Origin of the sequence: Sinorhizobium sp. KGO-5, from assembly GCF_036245905.1 — a bacterium.
GTDB lineage: Bacteria > Pseudomonadota > Alphaproteobacteria > Rhizobiales > Rhizobiaceae > Sinorhizobium > Sinorhizobium meliloti_A.
In genome coordinates this window covers 213,215-231,900 of the sequence record NZ_BDIZ01000002.1, presented here as the reverse complement: position 1 = coordinate 231,900, position 18,686 = coordinate 213,215, and the positions used below count along the sequence as shown (strand labels likewise).

The window sequence follows — 18,686 nt, the reverse complement described above, 5'->3', positions numbered from 1 at the left end:
ATGTCGATCCCGCTGCTGAGCCTCATCGTCTTCCTGCCCGTCGTCGGGGCGGCGGTGGTGGTGTTCATGCGCAGCGACGATGCGGTGCGGTGGACGGCGCTCGGTTTCGGGATTGTCGATCTCGCTCTCTGCATCATGATGCTGGCCGGTTTCGACACGACGACGCACGAAATGCAGTTCACCGAGAGCCGTCCCTGGGTGCCCGCGCTCGGGATCACTTATGCGCTCGGCGTCGACGGCATTAGCGCGCTCTTCCTGTTCCTGACGGCGCTGTTGAGCTTGATCTCCGTGCTCGCTTCCTGGGTGGCGGTCGACCGAAAGGTGAAGGAGTTCATGGTCAGCCTGCTGATCATGCAGGCGCTGATGCTCGGTGTCTTCTGCGCGCTCGACCTGTTCCTGTTCTACGTCTTCTGGGAGGCGATGCTGATTCCGATGTATCTGATCATCGGCGTCTGGGGCGGGGAAGGCCGGGTCTATGCGGCGTTCAAGTTCTTCCTCTACACGCTGGCCGGCAGCATCCTCTTCCTGATCGGCGTCATCGTGCTCTATTTCCAAGGGGGCGAGACCTTCAACATACTCGTCCTGACGGCGCAGGATCTCCCCTTCGGCGTTCAGTCCTGGCTGTTCTTCGCCTTCCTGGTGGCCTTCGCCGTCAAGGTGCCGATGGTGCCGGTGCACACCTGGCTGCCGGACGCACATGTCCAGGCGCCGACGGCGGGCAGCATTATTCTCGCGGGCGTGCTCCTGAAGATGGGCGCTTATGGATTCCTGCGCTTCTCGCTGCCGATGCTGCCGGAAGCATCGCTCTATTATTCGACGCTTATGCTCGTGCTTTCGGCTCTTGCGATCGTTTATGGCGGCTTGCTGGCCCTGGCTCAGGACGACCTGAAAAAGCTGGTGGCCTATTCCAGCATCAGCCATATGGGATTTGTGACGCTCGGGATTTTCGCGCTGAATCTGCGCGGGCTCGAGGGCAGCATCCTGCAGATGTTCAACCACGGGATAACGACTGGCGCATTGTTCCTGTTCGTGGGCCTGATCTACGAGCGCACGCATACCCGCAGCATCGCGAATTACGGCGGGCTGATGAAGGCGGCGCCCGTCTATACCGCCTTTCTTGCGCTCTTCACCCTGTCTTCGATGGCGCTGCCGGGGACGAACGCTTTCGTCGGCGAACTGCTGGTGCTGTCAGGCGGGTTTGCGGCAAACCTCGCCGCGGGCGCCGCGGCCGTAGTGGGTGCGTTGCTGAGTGCCGCCTACCTGCTCGGCATGTACGGGAAAGTGGCGCTTGGTCCGGCGAGTGTGAGTGCCAGGTACAAGATAGACGACGTGAACGGCCGCGAGCTGGCTGCCATTCTGCCGCTCGCCGTCTTTGTGCTCTGGGTCGGGCTCTATCCGCGACCGTTCCTCGGGATCATTGATCAGTCGGTGCGAAATCTGCTGGTGCAGGTACACGGTGAAGGGAGCGGTCAATGACTGCTGCCGCGCTTCTCCAATGGGCCCTGGCGAGCGTCCCCGAAATCATCGTGGTCACCGGTGCCTGCATCCTTCTGATTGTCGGAGAGCTTGTGCGCAAGGGGCGGGACGAACTGCTCCTGTGGGCCTCGGTAGCGATCGTGCTCCTCGCCGCGGTGGCCACGCTCATGCTGGCAGGCGAGATGCGGCCGGCCTATGCGGGCATGTTCATTTCCGACCGCTTCGCCGTCTTTTTCAAGTTGTTGTTTTATCTGGCGACCATCCTGACCTTTTTCCTGTCGCGGAAATACGCCGAGATCGAGGGGATCGGCAGGAGCGAATATTATGTCCTGCTGCTCTTCGCCCTTGCGGGGATGATGATCATGGCCTCGTCGATCGACCTTCTGTCGATCTATGTGGGTCTCGAGCTGATGGTGCTCTGCACCTATGTGCTGACAGGCTTCCTGCGCAAAGAGCGGCGGTCGAACGAGGCGGCGTTGAAATATGTAATCCTCGGCGCAGTCTCGACGGCGATTTTCCTTTATGGCGTTTCGCTCATCTACGGGCTCACCGGTACGACCCAACTGGACCGGATGGCTGAGGCGGTGAGCGGCGGTCCGCTCGATCCCGCCCTGCTGCTGGCGGTCGTTTTCATCGTTGCGGGGCTCGTCTTCAAGATCGGGGCCGTGCCGTTCCATATGTGGGTGCCGGACGTCTATGAAGGCGCGCCGACGACGATCACTGCCTTCATGTCGGTCGCGCCCAAGGCGGCCGGGTTCGCAGTGATTCTCCGGGTGTTCCTCAATCCGCTTGTCGAGGTCTCGAACGCCTGGATCATCGTCGCAGCCATTGCGGTGGCAACGATGGCGCTCGGCAGTTTCGTGGCGCTGGTGCAGGATAATTTCAAGCGCCTGCTCGCCTATTCCAGCATCGCCCATGCGGGTTTTGCTATTTTCGGAGTGGTGGCCGGCGGCCAGGACGGGATCGCCAGCGTGATGCTCTATCTGCTTATCTACACTTTCATGAATCTCGGCATTTTCGGCGCCGTGATCATGATGCGGAACGGCGATTTATCCGGCGAGGTCATCGAAGACTACGCAGGTTTCGCCAAGTTCCATCCCGGGCTCGCGCTTCTGATGCTCCTTTATCTCTTCTCGCTCGCCGGCATACCGCCGACGGCCGGTTTCTTCGCCAAGTTCTACGTGCTGGTCGCGCTGGTGGAGCGAGGTTTCGTCGTGCTGGCGGTGATCGCAGTCCTGCTCAGCGTCGTCGCCGCGTATTTCTATATCCGCATCGTGATGGTGATCTACATGCGCGAGCCGGAAAGGACGTTCGAACCTGCGCTGACGCCGCTCGTCCGTGCCACGCTCGCCTTCACAGCCGCCGGCACCATCGGCATCGGCCTGTTTCCGGCGTGGTTCCTGAGGCTTGCTCAACAGTCGGCTTTCGGGGGGTAAGGCGGGCTCTCGCTGCTGTATCGTCGATTGCTGCAGGCGGGCCAATTCAGATCATACATTACTAATCAATTGGATTTGCATTGATCCGCCCGACGGCATAGACTCGCCTTCGAGGAAAGGATTGCCCAGACCGCCTCTCGGGGCGCCGGCATCCCCGGTTCCGAAGGGACCGATCGCGGCTGAGAAAAGCCGCTGATTGGCCAACGGTAAACGCTATGACGGCAATGGAGTTCCTGCCGGTTATGTTCATGGTTACCGGGATAGTCCTGGTGGCGACGGCGACGCTTTTCGTCTCCTCGCTGCTGCGTCCGTCCAATCCCTATCCCGAAAAGAACGCCCCTTATGAATGCGGTATGGAAGCGGCGGGCGAGGCCGCGGGCGGCCGCTTCCGGGTTCCTTTCTTTATCCTCGCCATCCTCCTCGTGGTCTTCGATGTCGAAGCGATGTTCCTCTTTCCCTGGGCGGTCGTCCTGAAGGAGATCGGCATCGTCGGCTATATCGAGATGTTCGTCTTCATGCTGCTGCTGCTTGTGGGCTTCGCCTATGCCTGGCTGAAGGGGGCGCTGGAATGGCAGGAATAAACGACGCGATCCGCGACAGCGTACTGTTCACCACGGCCGACAGCATCATCGGTTGGAGCCGGAGGTCGGCCTTGTGGCCCGAAACCTTCGGCATTGCCTGCTGCGCCATCGAAATGATCTCGGCCGGCTGCGCGCGCTACGACCTCGACCGGTTCGGCGTGGTGTTCCGGCCTTCTCCGCGGCAATCCGACGTGATGATCATCGCCGGCACGGTCACGCGGAAATTCGCGCCCGTCGTGCGGCGGCTTTACGACCAGATGCCGGAACCGCGCTGGGTGATTGCGATGGGGACCTGCGCGATTTCGGGCGGGGTCTACAACACCTATGCCGTGGTGCAGGGATCGGAAACCTTCGTCCCCGTCGACGTGCATGTGCCGGGCTGTCCGCCGAGGCCGGAGGCGCTGATGCACGGCTTTCTCCTCCTTCAGGAGAAGATCAGGAGGTCCCGCGCCCTCACCGGGTCGCCACTGGGACGGGTTGTAGCATCATGACCGGGGAGTGGCGTGTCGATCTCGAGGCGATCATCGGGAGCTTCGCGGGAGCAGTCGAGAATCTCAGCGCCGCGCATGGTATCTGCGCCTTTGCCGTCCAACCGGAGCAGATCGTCGACTTCTGTCGATTCCTGAAAGAACACCCGGCGCTTGAGTTCGATTTCCTCTCCGACATATGCGGCGTCGATCACTACCCCGAAACGCCGCGTTTCGAGACGGTTTACCACCTCTATTCGCTGAAGAAAAAATGGCGCGTGCGCATCAAGTGCCGGCTCGGCGATCCACCGCGTGTTCCCTCTGTTGCGGGAGTCTGGCGAACTGCCAACTGGCATGAACGCGAGGCCTGGGACATGTACGGCATCCGTTTCGAGGGGCACCCCGATCTGCGCCGCATCTATATGTGGGAAGGCTTCGAGGGCTTTCCGCAGCGCAAGGATTTTCCCTTGAGGGGCTACAAGGACAAACTGAATCCCTTCGGTGCCGAGGGGCCGCCGCCGACGCAGCCGGACCTCGCCACCAGAGATATACCGCAAGGAGGCCGTCAGACGCCGGAGAGTTGAGATGACCGAAGTCACCGAGCTCATGAGGCCGGAAGGCGAAGCGCTCAATACCAAGGAGGTGCTTCTCAATCTCGGGCCGCAACACCCGAGCACCCACGGGGTTCTGCGACTCGTGCTCCAACTCGACGGCGAATATGTCGAACGCGTCGACCCGCATATCGGCTATCTGCACCGCGGCACCGAAAAACTGGCGGAGAGCTTCACCTATACCCAGATCTTCCCGCTGACCGACCGGCTCGACTATCTCTGTCCGCCTTCGAACAACCTGGCTTTCGCGCTCGCCGTGGAGAAGCTGCTCGGCATAGAGGCCCCGATCCGGGCGCAATATATCCGCGTGATGATGGCCGAACTCGCACGGATTTCCGGCCATCTCCTGATCACCGGCGCGCTGCCGATGGACCTGGGCGCCATGACGGCGCTGCTTTATGCCATGCGCGAGCGCGAAATGATCATGGACCTATTGGAGATGATCACCGGTGCGCGCATGCACACCTCCTACTGCCGCGTCGGCGGAGTACGCGAGGACCTGCCCGACGGGTTCCTTCCGAAGATCAGGGAGTTCTGCGAGATCTTCCCGAACAGGATCCGCGACTATGAGCGCCTGATAGAGAACAATCGGGTGTTTCTCAGCCGCACGCAGGGGATAGGCGTGATCTCCGCAAAGGACGCGATCGACCTCGGCTTGAGCGGGCCGAACCTGCGTGCCTCCGGCGTCGACTGGGATATCCGGCGCGACGAACCCTATGAAATCTATGATCGGCTCGATTTCAACGTCATCACGCGCGAGGAGGGCGATTGCTATGCGCGCTGGCTTTGCCGCGTGGACGAGATGCGCGAGAGCATCCGCCTTATCGAACAATGCATGGAGCAGATGCCGGAGGGGCCGTTTCAGGTCGATATCCCGACGATCGCCTTCCCTGTCGACAAAGAGCGCGTGCATTGCTCGATGGAGGCCCTGATCCAGCATTTCGATCTCTCCGCCTATGGCTTCGACGTACCGAAAGGCGAGGTCTATTCGGCCATCGAGGCGCCTAAAGGAGAACTCGGCTTCTACATCATCAGCGACGGATCGCCGAAGCCGTTCCGCATGAAGGTGAGGGCGCCTTCCTTCGTCAATCTTCAGGCGCTCTTCGGCGTCACCAACGCACGCTACCTCGCCGACATGATCGCCGTGCTCGGCAGTCTCGACCCGGTGATGGCGGAGGTGGACAAGTAGCAGGGAGGATCGGACGCGATGACCATGCGCGAAGAGATCGAGGCGGCGGCGGCGCGATACCCCGAACGGCGGTCGGCGATCATGCCCGCGCTCATGATCGCGCAGAAGGAGCATGGTCATCTGCCCGGGCCGGTGCTCGAAGACGTGGCCGAGATCCTCGGCGTCGAACGCGTCTGGGTCTATGAACTGGCGACCTTCTATACGCTCTTCCATACCGAGCCGATCGGCAGGTTCCACCTGCAACTCTGTGACAATGTCTCCTGCATGCTGTGCGGATCCGAGGCGCTGCTGGAGCATCTGGAAACGACACTGGGGATCAGGAAGGGCGAAACCACCCCCGACGGTGCGTTCACGCTTTCGACCGTCGAATGTCTCGGGGCCTGCGAGATGGCTCCGGTTATGCAGGTCGGCGACGATTACCACGGCAACCTTGATACCGCGCGGCTCGATGCGCTGCTGGAGAGCTTCCGCGCGGCGGAGCGGGCGGCGAACATCGAGCGCGCTGCTGCGCCGGCGCCAGGGGAGTAAGCCATGTTCGAGCCGGTCCTGCTTAGGAATGTCGATGTGCCGGACGGTCATCTGCTGTCGACCTACGAGGCCGGCGGCGGCTATCGGGCGCTCCGGAAAGCGCTTGGCGAATATACGCCGGACGAGATCGTCGACCTCGTCAAGGAATCCAACCTGCGCGGCCGCGGGGGTGCCGGGTTCCCGACGGGCATGAAGTGGAGCTTCGTGCCGAAAGCGGCCGGCAAGCCGAAATATCTCTGCTGTAACGCCGATGAAGGGGAACCCGGCACCTTCAAGGACCGCATCATCATGGAGCGCGACCCGCATCAGCTCATCGAGGGGCTGGCGGTCAGCGCCTATGCAATCGGTGCCGAGACGGCTTACGTCTACATTCGCGGAGAATATGTGACGGCTATTCGCCGCATGGAACAGGCGATCGCCGAGGCCCATGAAAACGGCTGTCTGGGCACCGGCATTCTCGGCTCGAACTTCAATTTCATGGTCTACATCCATCGCGGTGCCGGCGCCTATATCTGCGGCGAGGAGACCGCAATGCTCGAGTCACTCGAGGGCAAGCGGGCGCAGCCGCGACTGAAGCCGCCGTTTCCTGCCGTGGCCGGGCTCTACGCCAGTCCCACCGTCATCAACAATGTCGAGACGCTTGCCTGCGTGCCGCATATCGTGATGCGCGGACCGGGGTGGTTTCGCGGCATAGGGCCGGACAGGAGCCCCGGCCCGAAGCTCTACTGCCTCAGCGGTCAGGTTCGCAAACCCGGCCTCTACGAGCTGCCGATGGGCATATCGCTGCATGAACTCGTCGAGGAGCACGCCGGCGGACCCCTGCCGGGGCGAAAGGTCAAGGCGGTGATTCCCGGTGGGGTATCGGCACCGGTTATCCCGGCGAGCGAGCTCGAGGTGGGCATGGATTTCGACTCGCTAGCTGCCGCCGGTTCGATGCTCGGCTCGGCAGGCGTGGTCGTGATCGACGACTCGACCTGCATGGTCAAGCTCGCCACGCGGATCATCGAGTTCTTCCACCATGAATCCTGCGGCAAGTGCACGCCATGCCGGGAAGGTTTGGACTGGGTCGTGAAAGTTCTGCGGCGCATCGAGGCAGGCGAGGGTGAAACGGGCGACCTGGAGCAGTTGGAGATGCTCTGCAAGGGTATTTTCGGCAACACGTTTTGTGCCCTGGGCGACGGTGCGGCCATGGGATTGCGGGCCGCGCTCAAGCATTTCCGCGAGGAGTTCGTCGCCCATATCGAAGAGCGGAGGTGCCCTTTCCACTGAAACGGGCACACGGCCGATCCGGGAGGAAGTATGGTCAAGGTCACGATCGACGAACAAATGCTGGAGGTCGAGACTGGCTCCACGGTGCTCGCCGCCGCCGAGCGTCTGGGCATCGACATTCCCACCTTCTGCTATTGGAAGCGCCTGCCGCCACTCGCCTCGTGCCGCATGTGTCTGGTGGAGATCGAGGGACTGCGGCGGCTGCAGCCGGCCTGCGCCACCGTGGCATCGGACGGCATGGTGGTTCGGACAAATACGCCGCTGATCGAGGAAACGCGCTCGTCGATGCTCGACATGCTGCTCGCCAATCACCCGCTCGATTGCCCGATCTGCGACAAGGGCGGCGAGTGCGAACTTCAGGACATGGTCATGGCGTATGGGCCCGGTGAAAGCCGGTTCCGCGACCCAAAACGCGTGTTCCATTCGAAGGACATCCGTCTGAGCCCGGTCATCATCATGAATGTCAACCGGTGCATCCAGTGCCAGCGCTGCGTGCGAATGTGCGAGGAGGTCGTGGGCGCGGTGGCGCTAGGCACGGTGGAAAAGGGCATGGATACCGCCGTCACCGGCTTCGAGGGGAGTCTTGCGAGCTGCGACCAGTGCGGCAATTGCGTCGAGGTCTGCCCGGTCGGCGCGCTGATGAGTTTCCCCTATCGCTACCGGGCACGGCCCTGGGATCTCGCCGAGACCGACACGATCTGCCCGCATTGCGGCACCGGATGCCAGCTCACCGTCGGAGCGCGCAAAGGCGAGTTCATGCGGGTCCGCTCTGACTGGGAACATGGCGTCAATCGCGAAACGCTCTGCGTGCGCGGCCGCTTCGGCCTCGACTTCATCGAAAGCCGGGATCGCATCAAGCGGCCGATGATCCGCCGCGACGGCGCGCTGACGGCGGTGTCATGGGAGGAGGCGGGCGATTTTGTCCGCCAGCGCATCGGTGTAATGGAGGGCATGACCGCCGGCGGGCTCATCTCGCCGCGTCTGCCGAACGAGGTGCTCTACCAGTTCCAGAAACTGATGCGGACGGTGTTCCGCACCAATAACGTCGACTGCTCGTCGCGTTGGTCCACGCCCCTCGACATCCTGGCGCCGCTGGTGGCAAGCTTTTACAGCCGCGGCCCTCTCGAACAGGTGATCGGCAAGGACTGCGTGCTCATCATCGGCGGCAACGTGACCGAGGAGAACCCGGTCACCGAATACCTCCTGCGCGATGCCGCGCGCCGGCAGCATACCCGCTTGCTCATGCTTTCGGCGCGGCCATCGCGGCTCGATGCCGATGCGGCGGCGGTCCTTCGCGCCCATCCCGGCGGCGAGGCTCGGAGCCTTGCCGCGGTCGTGGCTGCTCTCGTGGCCGTGACCGATCAGGGCTTGCCGGGCGATATCCTTGCGATGACCAGCGGGACGATCACCGGGTCCGACGCCAATGACGCGTTGGGCCGTCTGGTTTCAACGCTCAAGGAAGGTCGGAGCGTCACCCTCCTGGTAAGCGTCGATCTGCTGAGATCACCGCTGGCACGGGAGACGCTGCAGCAGCTGGGTAATCTTCTCCAACTCCTGCGCCTGCTCGGCAAGGGACCCTCGCTACAGTTTCTCTTCGATCGTGCCAATCAGATGGGTGCCTGGGACATGGGTGTTCTGCCCGGAGTTTTGCCGGGCCTTGGCCCTGTCGCCGATGAGGCGACGCGCACGGAGTTCGCACGGAGCTGGGGCGCGGAGATCCCCCGCGAACCGGGCGCCGATTTCGATGCGATGCTGGAACTCTGCGTAAACGGGCGGATGGGCGTCCTCTATGTGGTCGGAAGCGACCCGCTGATATCCTATCCCGACCGGGAGTTCGTCGAGCGCGCACTCGGTACCGCCAATCTTCTGATCGTGCAGGACGCGTTTCTGACCGATACGGCGGGACTGGCCGACGTCGTGCTGCCCGCAGCCGGTTACGGCGAAGAATCCGGCACCTTCACCAACAATGAGGGCCGGACCCAGGCGCTTCGAAAATTCCGCGAACCGGCTTTTGACGCCAGGAGCAATCTGGCGATCTTCGACTTTATCGCAGCGCTTCGGGAGCAGCCGCTGCAGCCATCGACCGAGACCGCCATCTTCGACGAGATGACCCGGTTGGTTCCCGCCTATGACGGCTTGACGCGGGAAGGGCTTGGTGCCGACGGTGCCTTCACCACGTCAGCCCCGCAGCCATGGGCAAGCGGGTTCTTCGCTCCTCCGTCTGCTCCTGGGGTGACGGACGTGCTCCAGCTGATCACCGGCAACTGCCTGTTCCACAATGGCTATGTTTCCGAGCGCTCGGAAACCCTGAATTCGGTTGCAGACGACCCGTTTATCGAAATGAGCGCTCAGGATGCCGCGCGACTCGGCCTTTCGGACGGGGATCAGATGCTCGTGCGGTCCGCCCGGGGCGAGCTGACGGCGAAGCTCAAGGTCAGCAGGCGCTTTCCGGACGGGCTCGTGTTCGTTCCCGAAAACTACCGCGCCCTGCGGCTCAACAGTCTGATGCGGCGGGGAGAGTATCCATGTCCGGTGGAGATTCGCGCCTGCGCGAGGCGCGCAGAATCCGCTCTGGAGGAAGACCGGGTCTGATTGCATCCGGATCTGCGGGGCAGAGTTGGTATTTGCTGCAGCCTTGCTGTTGATCGGATCCACTCAGGCAATCTGCGGCAGGCGTTTTCGTCAGCGATAGTTGGCTCCGCAAATGTAGTCGTGCATGTCCCGCTCCGCTTGCAATGCCTCTTCGAGCCGGTGTTTGACCACGTCGCCGATGCTGACCACGCCGACGGCATCGTTGCCGTCCATGACCAGCACATGGCGCGTGCGCCGCTCGGTCATGATCGACATCACGAAGGGCAGGAAATCCTCCGTCGAGCAGGTCGCGACAGTGCGGTTCATGATTTCTCCCACCCGCATCAGCGGTGCTTCGGTGCCGTACTCGGCCACGGCATGGCAGCAGTCCCGCTCCGAGAGCGTGCCCAGGCATTCTCCTGGCGAACGGCCGACGACGACGAAGCCGATATTCCTTTCGCGAAACAGCCGCAATACTTCGACCATCGTGTGGTCCGGCGTGACCGAGACGATTTCGGGAGACTTGCTTCCCAGGATTTGGCAGATGTGCATCTGAGCCTCCAGTCCCTGCTTCGACGCGACCCCGGCGCGCCTTCACTTTCGTCGAATATTCCGCCACCAATTGTACCCGCGCCGCTCGCTGGCCTGGACCAGAACATCCCGTTCGGTGTTCAGGCGCGCAGCGACGACACCGCCGCCGGTCATCGCCTTGCCCGGCTTGGCGAGCAGATCGTCACGGCCGATCACCAAGTCGCGCGAGGAGAAACTCGAAAATTCATATTGTTGGCCAAGAGCGATCGCATCCGCCGGGCAGGCGTCCTCGCAGAGCCCACAGAAGAGACAGCGGGCCGTGTCGATCTCGAATTTGGCCGGGCGCCGGTTGCCCTTTTCATCCTCGTAGGGGACCACTTCGATGCAGTCGCAAGGACAGATCCGCGCGCAGAGCTCGCAGGCGACGCATTTGATCTCTCCCTCGGCGTCACGTTTGAGGAAATGGTGCCCGCGATAACGCGAATAGGGCAGCCACTTCTCCTTGTCCGGATATTGCATGGTGACGGGTCTGGAGAACATGTAGCCGAAGGTCAAAGCCAAACCATTCGCCAGATCGGCGAAGAAGGCCCAGCCGATCCATCTTCCAGCTTTGTTCAGTGCGTGCGACATGGCCGCCTCGCTGCGGCTCCTGAGAGTCGTCTTGCATGTCCGTCCCCGAAGCTTCCGGGCGGCATGCATCAAGAGAAAACAACACCGCTGATGATTATGTTCGCCAAAGACAGGGGAAGCAAGACCTTCCAGCCGATCGCCATCAGTTGGTCATAACGGTAGCGGGGGAAGGTGAAGCGGAACCACATGAACAAATAGACGAAGAAGGCAACCTTCAGCAAAAACCAGAGGAGCGGCGGCAGCGGGATGAGCACGCCGTTCCACCCGCCGAAGAACAGGATCACGGTGAGGACCGACACCAGCACCATCACGACATATTCGCTGACCATGAACAAGGCGAAGCGGATGCCGCTATATTCGGTGTGGAAGCCGGCTCCCAGATCGCCTTCGGCTTCCGCGAGGTCGAAAGGAATTCGCTGCGCTTCTGCAAGTCCTGCGACGAAGAACACGAAAAATCCGATCGGCTGATAAACGATATTCCAGACGTCGGTTTGCGCCCGCACGATGTCGAGCAGGCTCATGGATTGCGCCAGCATGACGACGCCGATGACCGCGAAACCCATCGGAATTTCGTAGCTGATCATTTGCGCGCAGGTCCGCAGAGAACCAAGCACGGCATATTTGCTGTTGGCCGCCCAGCCGCCGAAGATGACGCCATAGACCTCCAGCCCGATCACCGCGAAGACGAAAAGCAGCGCTACGTTCAGGTTGGAAATGTAGAGCGTGATCTCGTTGCCGAGGACCGAAACGGTTTCGCCGAAGGGGATTGCGGCAAACACCACGAAGGGCGGGGCAAGCGCCAGGAGCGGAGCCAGTTTGAACAGGAAGCGGTCGGCTTCGGCCGGGATATGATCCTCTTTGGTCAGGAGCTTGATTCCGTCCGCGACCGGCTGCAGCAATCCGTGCCAGCCCACGCGCATCGGTCCCATCCTCTGCTGCATGTGCCCGGCGATCTTGCGTTCCAACCATGTCAGCGGCAGGGGCAGCAACAGCAGGATCGCGATCAGCAAGGCGACCTTGAAGACGATCACGCCGAGGGCGACGATAAGTTCCATGACTTTGCGTCCGTTGCCCAGCCCCGCGCGTGCTGTCGGACGCGCAAAGCACGTGGCACCTTGGATCGCTGCATGACATCATCCTTGGCTCGGCCAGGTACCTAAGGCAGCATGCAGCAGCGCGCTTTGCGCACCTGTCAGCCTCACGGTACAGCCGTCACGCTCCACTTGCAATGAGGCGGCAGGAACCGGCGCCGACAGCATCCGCGCGGTCGCTTGCTTCCTTGTTCACTCCCATTCTCCTACAATCACTTCCACACACAGAGGAGTCCTGCAATGAGCGAAGATGCCTTCAATATGTCGATCCGCAAGTTCCTGAAGGAAGTCGGAGTCACCTCGCAGCGAGAGATCGAGGAGACGGTGCGCAAGGGGCAGATCGCAGGCAAGACGTTGAAAGTCCGCATGACGCTGACGGCGGAAGGCACCGGCCTCAATCATGTAGTGGCGGGTGAAATCGAACTGCCATAACGCGAGAACGGGAAGCTCCGGCGTCCCCGCCACTTTGCCTTGAACGCTAGCTCGCCGCCCGGAATGGCTTTGCCAGCGACGCCGGGAAGTGCAGCGTCAGCAATTGGCGATTTTGCGAGATGATCACGAGGACTATGATAGTCGCGAGATAGGGAAGCGCCGAGAGCAGCTCCGAAGGGACCGCGATGCCGAGGGCCTGGCCCTGCAGCTGCAGGATCGTCATGCCGCCGAACAGCCAGGCGCCGATCAGGACGCGCAGCGGCCGCCATGTCGCAAAGACGACCAGTGCCAGCGAGATCCAGCCTTTGCCGGCCGTCATGTTTTCCACCCAGAGCGGCGTGTAGGCGATCGAGAGATATGCCCCGGCAAGGCCAGCCATCAGACCACCGAACAGCACCGCCAGATATCTGATCCTAATGACGGGATAGCCGATCGCGTGCGACGTTTCGGGCGACTCTCCGATGGTGCGCAAGATGAGGCCGCCCTTGGTGCGGTAAAGGAACCAGGTGATGAGGCCGAACATCGCGATTGCCAGATAGACCATCGGATCGAAGCGGAAGAACATCGGCCCGATCACCGGAATATCGGAGAGAAAGGGGATATGGACGCGCTTCAGCGCATCGATCGGCGCGCTGCCGAAACCGCGCCCGAGAAAGGCCGAAACCCCCGACCCGAATATGGCGAGCGCCAGGCCGGCAGCATATTGGTTGGTCAGGAACGTCAGCGCCAGCACCCCGAAGAGAAGCGAGGTGGCGGCACCGGCGAGTGCCCCGGCTGCGATGGCTACGGGCATCGGCAGGCCGGCGATCACCGCCCAGAAGGCGAAGGCCGCCCCCATCAGCATCATGCCCTCGAGGCCCAGGTTGAGCACGCCGGACTTCTCGACGACGAGCTCGCCAAGAGCTGCGAATATCAGTGGCGTCGCCGCGATAATGGTTCCGGTGAAAATGGCAATGAAAAGATCCATCAGGCGTGCTCCGGAAGGCGAAGACGGTAGTAGATGAAGAAATCGGCGGCCAGCAGGAAGAACAGGAGGATGCCCTGGAAGATGCGGGTGAGCGCCGCCGGCAGGCCGAGGGTCATCTGGACGGTCTCGCCGCCGAGGAAGAGGAGCGACATCAGCAGTCCCCCGAGCACGATGCCGAAGGCGTTCAGCCGTCCGATGAAGGCGACGATGATGGCGGCAAAGCCGTAACCGGGCGAGATCTGGGGCGACAATTGTCCGAGCGGACCGGCCACTTCCGCCATACCGGCGATGCCTGCCGCCGCGCCGCCCGCAAGCAGCCCTGTCCAGACTGCGGAGGATTCGCGAAAGCCCGCATAGCGTGCCGCTAGGGGGGCGGCGCCGCTCACCGACATCTTGTAGCCGAGGAAGCTGCGATCGGTGAAGAGCCACATCATGACGACCGCCACGACCGTGATGAAGATCGACGGATTGAGCCGGTAGGCATAATCGAAAGGTTCGAACATCGCCGCCGCCGGCAGGAGCGCCGTTTGCGGATAGTTGAACCCGGCCGGATCGCGCCACGGGCCGTGGACCAGAAAGGACAGCAACAGCGTCGCGATATAGGTCAGCATGAGCGTGACGAGGATCTCGTTGGTGTTCATGCGGGCTCTGAGAAATGCCGGGATCGCGGCCCATGCCATGCCGGCGCCTGCGCCTGCGAGAAACATCAGGGGAATGAGGAGCGGGCTCTCGGGATCGGGGTAGAAGAGGCCCACGCCACAGGCTGCGACAGCGCCGATAATGAGTTGCCCCTCGGCGCCGATGTTCCAGATGTTGGCACGGAATCCGACGGCCAGTCCGCAGGCGATCAGGATCAGAGGCGAGGCCTTGAGCAGCCACTCCGAAAGGCCGTTGATGGAATTGATGGGCGCGACGAAGAAGGCGTACAGCGTCGCCAGCGGATCATAGCCGAGGGCGGCAAACAGTACGGACCCCGCAAGGAAGGTCAGCGCCGTGGCGATCACCGGAGCGGCGATCCGCATCTGCGCGGATGGTTCCTGCCTTTGTTCAATCCTCAAGGGCAACTTCGGTTCTCCTCGTTTCGCAATGTCCGACCCGGGTCATCAAGAGGCCGATCTCTTCGCGATTGGTTTGCTTTCTGATCAGTGGCGGCGAAACGCGGCCGTTGGAAATGACCAGCAACCGGTCGCAGATCTCGAACAGCTCATCGAGCTCTTCCGATACGACCAGCACCGCTGCGCCGGCGCGGCTGAGATCGACGAGCGTCTGGCGGATGAAGGCGGCTGCACCGACATCCACGCCCCAGGTCGGCTGGGACACGAGAAGAATCTTCGGTTCCAGGGTGAGCTCGCGCCCGACGATGAATTTCTGCAGGTTGCCGCCGGAGAGGCTCTGCGCGCTCGCTTGCGGTCCATTCGCCTTTACCTTGAAGCGCTCGATAACGCGCCTCGCGAAATCGCCGGCCCTCCTGCGGTCGACAAGGGCGTTGCGTACGAGGCCAGCCCGGTGGGCCGTCAGCACGGCGTTCTCCCACAGGGCGTGGGGCGGCACCGCGCCACGGCCGAGGCGTTCCTCCGGGACGAAGGCCATGCCGAGCTTGCGTCGTTCGCCGGCGCTGAGATGGCCGGACGGTCTGCCGCCGATGAGGATCGTCTCCGCACGCGGATGGGTCCGCTCGCCGCTCAACAGCGCGATCAGCTCAGCCTGGCCGTTGCCCGACACACCGGCCAGTCCGACGATCTCGCCGCCATGCACTTCGAGGGATACATCCGTCAGCTCGGTGCCGTACTTGTCCCGGGCGGGAGCGGATAGCCCGCGGACTTCCAGCAGCGGCTTGGCGCTGGGGGCTGAAGGGCTCACATGCATTTGCGGAAGCTGCGAGCCGACCATCATCCGGGCGAGCTCCAGCGACGTCGATTCCTTGGGTTTTGCCGTGCCGGTCACCCTGCCGTTTCGCAGCACCGTGGCGGTGTCGCAAAGTTCCTGCACTTCATCGAGCTTGTGGCTGATATAGACGATGCTGCAGCCTTCGCTTGCCAGTTGGCGAAGCGTTTCGAAGAGCTTCACCACGGCTTGCGGCGTAAGCACCGAGGTCGGTTCGTCCAGGATCAGAAGCTTGGGTGACTGCAACAGGCAACGTACGATCTCCACGCGTTGCCGCTCGCCGACGGAGAGATCGTGCACCCTGCGGTGCGGATCGATGGGCATGCCGTAGCGCGCCGACAAGGCCTTGATCTCAGCCGCGAGCCGGTCGAGATCGAAAGTGCCTTTGACCGCCAGGGCGATATTCTCGACCACCGAGACCGATTCGAAGAGCGCGAAATGCTGGTAGACCATTTCGATCCCGAGCGAGCGCGAGATTGCGGGATTGTGCGCTTCGATCCGTCTGCCGTCGCAATAGATTTCGCCCGAGTCGGCTTGAGCTGCGCCATAGATGATCTTCATCAGCGTCGATTTGCCGGCGCCGTTCTCTCCGAGGACGGCGTGTATCTCTCCCGGCAGGATCGACAGCGAGACGGCGTCGTTCGCGACGGTGCCGGGATAGCTCTTGGTAATGCTGCGCAATTCGAGGCGGGGGATCATGGCCGCTCCTGCCGTGGTTGTGCGTTGGCGACGACGTGTCCGCGACGCGGATTCCGCCGCGGTCACACCGATTTCAGGACGCGGCTCAGCTGAGCTTGCCGATCATCCCCCTGACGAACCAGTTCATCCCTCGGATGTCGCTATCCGAAAGAACCGACCCGGCAGCGACCTTGACGTTGCCGTCCTGGTCCTTGAGCTCGCCGGCATAGGGATGGATCTTGCCCGCTGCGATATCGGCTTCGAGCTGCTTCAATTTGGCCTGGATGTCGGCAGGGATCGCCTCGTTATAGGGGGCCATCTTGACGACGCCGGCGGCAAGCCCGTCCCACCGCGCCTCAGCCTTCCAGCTGCCTTCCGCTACGCCCCTTGCGGCGCGCAGATACTCACTTGACCAGTCGAGGGTAAAGGCCGTGAGTTGCTTGCCGGAGCCGAACTTGGCCATGTCGCTGGCGTAGCCGATCGACCAGGCGCCGCCTTCACCGGCCACCTGTACGCCGGTTGCCGTATCCGTCATCGAACAGATCACGTCGCAACCTTGCGACAGGAGCGTGTTGGCTGCTTCCTTCTCCTTGCCCGGATCGAACCAGGAGTTGAGGAAGATGGCGTTGCAGGTGACCTCCGGATTGACGCTCTGCGCGCCGAGAAGAAGCGCGTTCGCCGGCCCGACAATGTCGGGGATCGGAAACCCGCCGATGAAGCCGATCTTGCCGGACTTGCTCATATGCCCGCCGGCCGCGCCCGCGACGAAGGTGCCCTCGTAATATTTGGCCTCGAAGGTGCCGAGGTTCGCGCGGTGCACGATGCCCGAACAGTGCTCGAACGCCGTCTTGGGGAAGCGCGGCGCCACCTTCTGCATGGGCGTGCCGTGCGAGAAGCTGGTCCCGAAAATCAGCTGATTTCCGGAGGCGGCGAGCTCGCGGAACACGCGTTCGGCATCCTGGGGCATGAAGATGTTGTCAATGACCGTTATGGCGACCTTGTCGCCGAATTCCTTCCTGATCGCGTCGACGGCCAGGCTGTGCTGTTTGGTCCAGCCGATCTCGGCGATCGGCGAGACGTAGACGACGCCGATCTTTAACGGCTCCTCTGCGCTCGCGAAGCTGGCAAGGCTTCCGGTTCCCAGTGCCACACCGGTCGCGCCGGAATATCGAAGGAATTGTCGTCTGGTCAGGTTGAACATGGCAGTAACCCCTTTGTCGGTTCGTGTCGTTTCTCCGGCTTGTGGCCGCCGGATCTATTTCGTGGCGTGGACGTGGCGGCTCGCGCCGGCCCCCCCGCTTTCTCCCGCTTTCTTGCGTGGCGCCGCCTTGGACGCCTCATCGGCTTTGCCGTCGAGATAGGGCTGAAGCGCCTCCCGCGGCGTCAGCTCCGGAAAGACCTGCCGATCCATGATATAGCCGCGCACGACGCTGCGGTGATGGGTGTCGATCAACTCCATGACAGGCTTCAGCCGGCCCTTTTCGAGCAGGTCGATCACGCGCTGGTGGTCGTCCAGCAGATTGCAATAGTCGAAATCGGCGGAGATCAACGAGCGCAGGAGCGTGGTGCGCCGCACGAGCTGCGCGTGAATTTCCTGCATGACCTTGTTACGGCTGAGGCGGACGAAGAGAGTGTGAAACTCCTGGCCGAGAACGTCGGCAAGCGCGTCGTTGCCGGAAGCGACGGCCTGGCGCTGCCGCTCGACGTGCTGGCGCAACTCGGCGAAGCCGGCGGGCCCCAGGCGGTCGCAGAGCTGGGCGGCGACGCCCTGTTCCACGAGCGTCAGCGCGTCGTAGATCTCCATCGCTTCTTGCATGCTCGGGCGTGCGACGAAGGCGCCGCGATTGCGTTCGATCTGCGCCAGCCCGTCGTCGGCAAGCCTGATCAGCGCCTGGCGGATGACGATGCGGCTGACCTCGAAGATTTCGGCCAGTTCGCGCTCACCGAGCTTGCATCCGGGTACGAGCCGGTGATCGATGATCGCCCGGGTCAGGATGTCGGCAATCGCCTGCGAACGGCTGCTCATGACAGGTCTCTCCATCTCCCGCAGAAAAATCTGCGGGATGGTCGCACCGGAGCATTGCACGGCCGCATATCCGGCGTTACGAATTCCATATCGGTATTCAATCAAATCAAGCTGTCAATCAAAAAACGCATTTTGCCATGCAATTTTTTGTTGATTGGTATCCAATCTTGTGGTTCCAATGAGTCCATCACGGAGCTAGGTTCATAGGGAAGTGCTAGCCAGGGAGGATGCGATGAGCAGAACTGCCCTTTGTAGCGATCGAGTTCTTCTTAGTGACTGCGATGTCGCCGCGGACCTGACGTCGTCGGCCGCGCCCCTT

Annotated in this window: 18 protein-coding genes; 10 read left to right on the top strand and 8 right to left on the bottom strand. The window is 62.3% G+C overall.

The features are described from left to right. The 9 genes from BHD07_RS10310 (at window position 1) to nuoG (ending at window position 10,149) form a co-directional block, all read left to right on the top strand. The gene (locus BHD07_RS10310; protein ID WP_338279725.1) at window positions 1-1,476 is read left to right on the top strand and encodes an NADH-quinone oxidoreductase subunit M; all 1,476 of its coding nucleotides are present in this window, start codon (window positions 1-3) and stop codon (window positions 1,474-1,476) included. Then, complete coding sequence (locus tag BHD07_RS10305; RefSeq protein WP_338279723.1) at window positions 1,473-2,912, top strand: NADH-quinone oxidoreductase subunit N; 1,440 nt, start codon at window positions 1,473-1,475, stop codon at window positions 2,910-2,912. The genes BHD07_RS10310 and BHD07_RS10305 overlap by 4 nt, the downstream gene beginning before the upstream one ends. Before the next feature lie 215 nt (window positions 2,913-3,127). Beyond that, window positions 3,128-3,493 (top strand): NADH-quinone oxidoreductase subunit A, encoded by a 366-nt coding sequence (locus BHD07_RS10300; protein ID WP_338279720.1) that lies wholly within the window; start codon window positions 3,128-3,130, stop codon window positions 3,491-3,493. Then, the gene (locus BHD07_RS10295) at window positions 3,481-3,984 is read left to right on the top strand and encodes a NuoB/complex I 20 kDa subunit family protein (RefSeq protein ID WP_102763235.1); all 504 of its coding nucleotides are present in this window, start codon (window positions 3,481-3,483) and stop codon (window positions 3,982-3,984) included. The genes BHD07_RS10300 and BHD07_RS10295 overlap by 13 nt, the downstream gene beginning before the upstream one ends. Beyond that, on the top strand, window positions 3,981-4,544 hold the full coding sequence (locus tag BHD07_RS10290) for an NADH-quinone oxidoreductase subunit C (protein ID WP_338279717.1): 564 nt from the start codon (window positions 3,981-3,983) through the stop codon (window positions 4,542-4,544). The genes BHD07_RS10295 and BHD07_RS10290 overlap by 4 nt, the downstream gene beginning before the upstream one ends. Window position 4,545: 1 nt before the next feature. Then, on the top strand, window positions 4,546-5,760 hold the full coding sequence (gene nuoD, locus BHD07_RS10285; protein ID WP_338279716.1) for an NADH dehydrogenase (quinone) subunit D: 1,215 nt from the start codon (window positions 4,546-4,548) through the stop codon (window positions 5,758-5,760). Between the two features lie 18 nt (window positions 5,761-5,778). Beyond that, window positions 5,779-6,288 carry an NADH-quinone oxidoreductase subunit NuoE gene (nuoE, locus tag BHD07_RS10280; protein WP_338279714.1) on the top strand — a complete coding sequence of 170 codons (510 nt, stop codon included), beginning with the start codon at window positions 5,779-5,781 and terminating at the stop codon, window positions 6,286-6,288. 3 nt (window positions 6,289-6,291) lie between these two features. Then, a complete protein-coding gene (gene nuoF, locus BHD07_RS10275) occupies window positions 6,292-7,557 on the top strand; it encodes an NADH-quinone oxidoreductase subunit NuoF (RefSeq protein WP_324764675.1) in 1,266 nt (421 codons plus the stop codon). A gap of 30 nt (window positions 7,558-7,587) precedes the next feature. Then, on the top strand, window positions 7,588-10,149 hold the full coding sequence (gene nuoG / locus BHD07_RS10270; RefSeq protein ID WP_338279708.1) for an NADH-quinone oxidoreductase subunit NuoG: 2,562 nt from the start codon (window positions 7,588-7,590) through the stop codon (window positions 10,147-10,149). Between the two features lie 90 nt (window positions 10,150-10,239). Here nuoG and BHD07_RS10265 read toward each other — a convergent pair whose 3' ends face one another. From BHD07_RS10265 to nuoH, 3 genes are all read right to left on the bottom strand, one after another. Further along, window positions 10,240-10,680, bottom strand: a complete 441-nt coding sequence (locus BHD07_RS10265) for a CBS domain-containing protein (RefSeq protein ID WP_338279706.1) — start codon at window positions 10,678-10,680, stop codon at window positions 10,240-10,242. Between the two features lie 42 nt (window positions 10,681-10,722). Beyond that, on the bottom strand, window positions 10,723-11,289 hold the full coding sequence (locus tag BHD07_RS10260) for an NADH-quinone oxidoreductase subunit I (protein WP_338279705.1): 567 nt from the start codon (window positions 11,287-11,289) through the stop codon (window positions 10,723-10,725). 68 nt (window positions 11,290-11,357) lie between these two features. Beyond that, on the bottom strand, window positions 11,358-12,344 hold the full coding sequence (gene nuoH, locus BHD07_RS10255; protein ID WP_338279703.1) for an NADH-quinone oxidoreductase subunit NuoH: 987 nt from the start codon (window positions 12,342-12,344) through the stop codon (window positions 11,358-11,360). Window positions 12,345-12,620: 276 nt separating this feature from the next. On the opposite strand from nuoH, the gene BHD07_RS10250 reads away from it, so the two are divergent. After that, window positions 12,621-12,812 carry a DUF6494 family protein gene (locus BHD07_RS10250; RefSeq protein WP_275598251.1) on the top strand — a complete coding sequence of 64 codons (192 nt, stop codon included), beginning with the start codon at window positions 12,621-12,623 and terminating at the stop codon, window positions 12,810-12,812. Window positions 12,813-12,858: 46 nt separating this feature from the next. On the opposite strand, the gene BHD07_RS10245 is transcribed toward BHD07_RS10250, so the two are convergent. The 5 genes from BHD07_RS10245 to BHD07_RS10225 all read right to left on the bottom strand — a co-directional run bounded on the left by BHD07_RS10245 (window position 12,859) and on the right by BHD07_RS10225 (window position 18,367). Further along, window positions 12,859-13,779, bottom strand: coding sequence for an ABC transporter permease (locus BHD07_RS10245; RefSeq protein ID WP_338279701.1), 921 nt, complete (start codon window positions 13,777-13,779; stop codon window positions 12,859-12,861). Then, window positions 13,779-14,843 carry an ABC transporter permease gene (locus BHD07_RS10240; protein WP_275598253.1) on the bottom strand — a complete coding sequence of 355 codons (1,065 nt, stop codon included), beginning with the start codon at window positions 14,841-14,843 and terminating at the stop codon, window positions 13,779-13,781. The genes BHD07_RS10245 and BHD07_RS10240 overlap by 1 nt, the downstream gene beginning before the upstream one ends. Continuing rightward, a complete protein-coding gene (locus tag BHD07_RS10235; RefSeq protein ID WP_338279698.1) occupies window positions 14,827-16,362 on the bottom strand; it encodes an ABC transporter ATP-binding protein in 1,536 nt (511 codons plus the stop codon). Before BHD07_RS10235 ends, BHD07_RS10240 begins: the two co-directional genes overlap by 17 nt. Before the next feature lie 85 nt (window positions 16,363-16,447). Then, window positions 16,448-17,542, bottom strand: a complete 1,095-nt coding sequence (locus BHD07_RS10230) for a BMP family ABC transporter substrate-binding protein (RefSeq protein WP_338279696.1) — start codon at window positions 17,540-17,542, stop codon at window positions 16,448-16,450. A 54-nt stretch (window positions 17,543-17,596) separates the two neighbouring features. Beyond that, the gene (locus tag BHD07_RS10225) at window positions 17,597-18,367 is read right to left on the bottom strand and encodes a GntR family transcriptional regulator (protein ID WP_338279694.1); all 771 of its coding nucleotides are present in this window, start codon (window positions 18,365-18,367) and stop codon (window positions 17,597-17,599) included. Window positions 18,368-18,686: the final 319 nt, after the last annotated feature.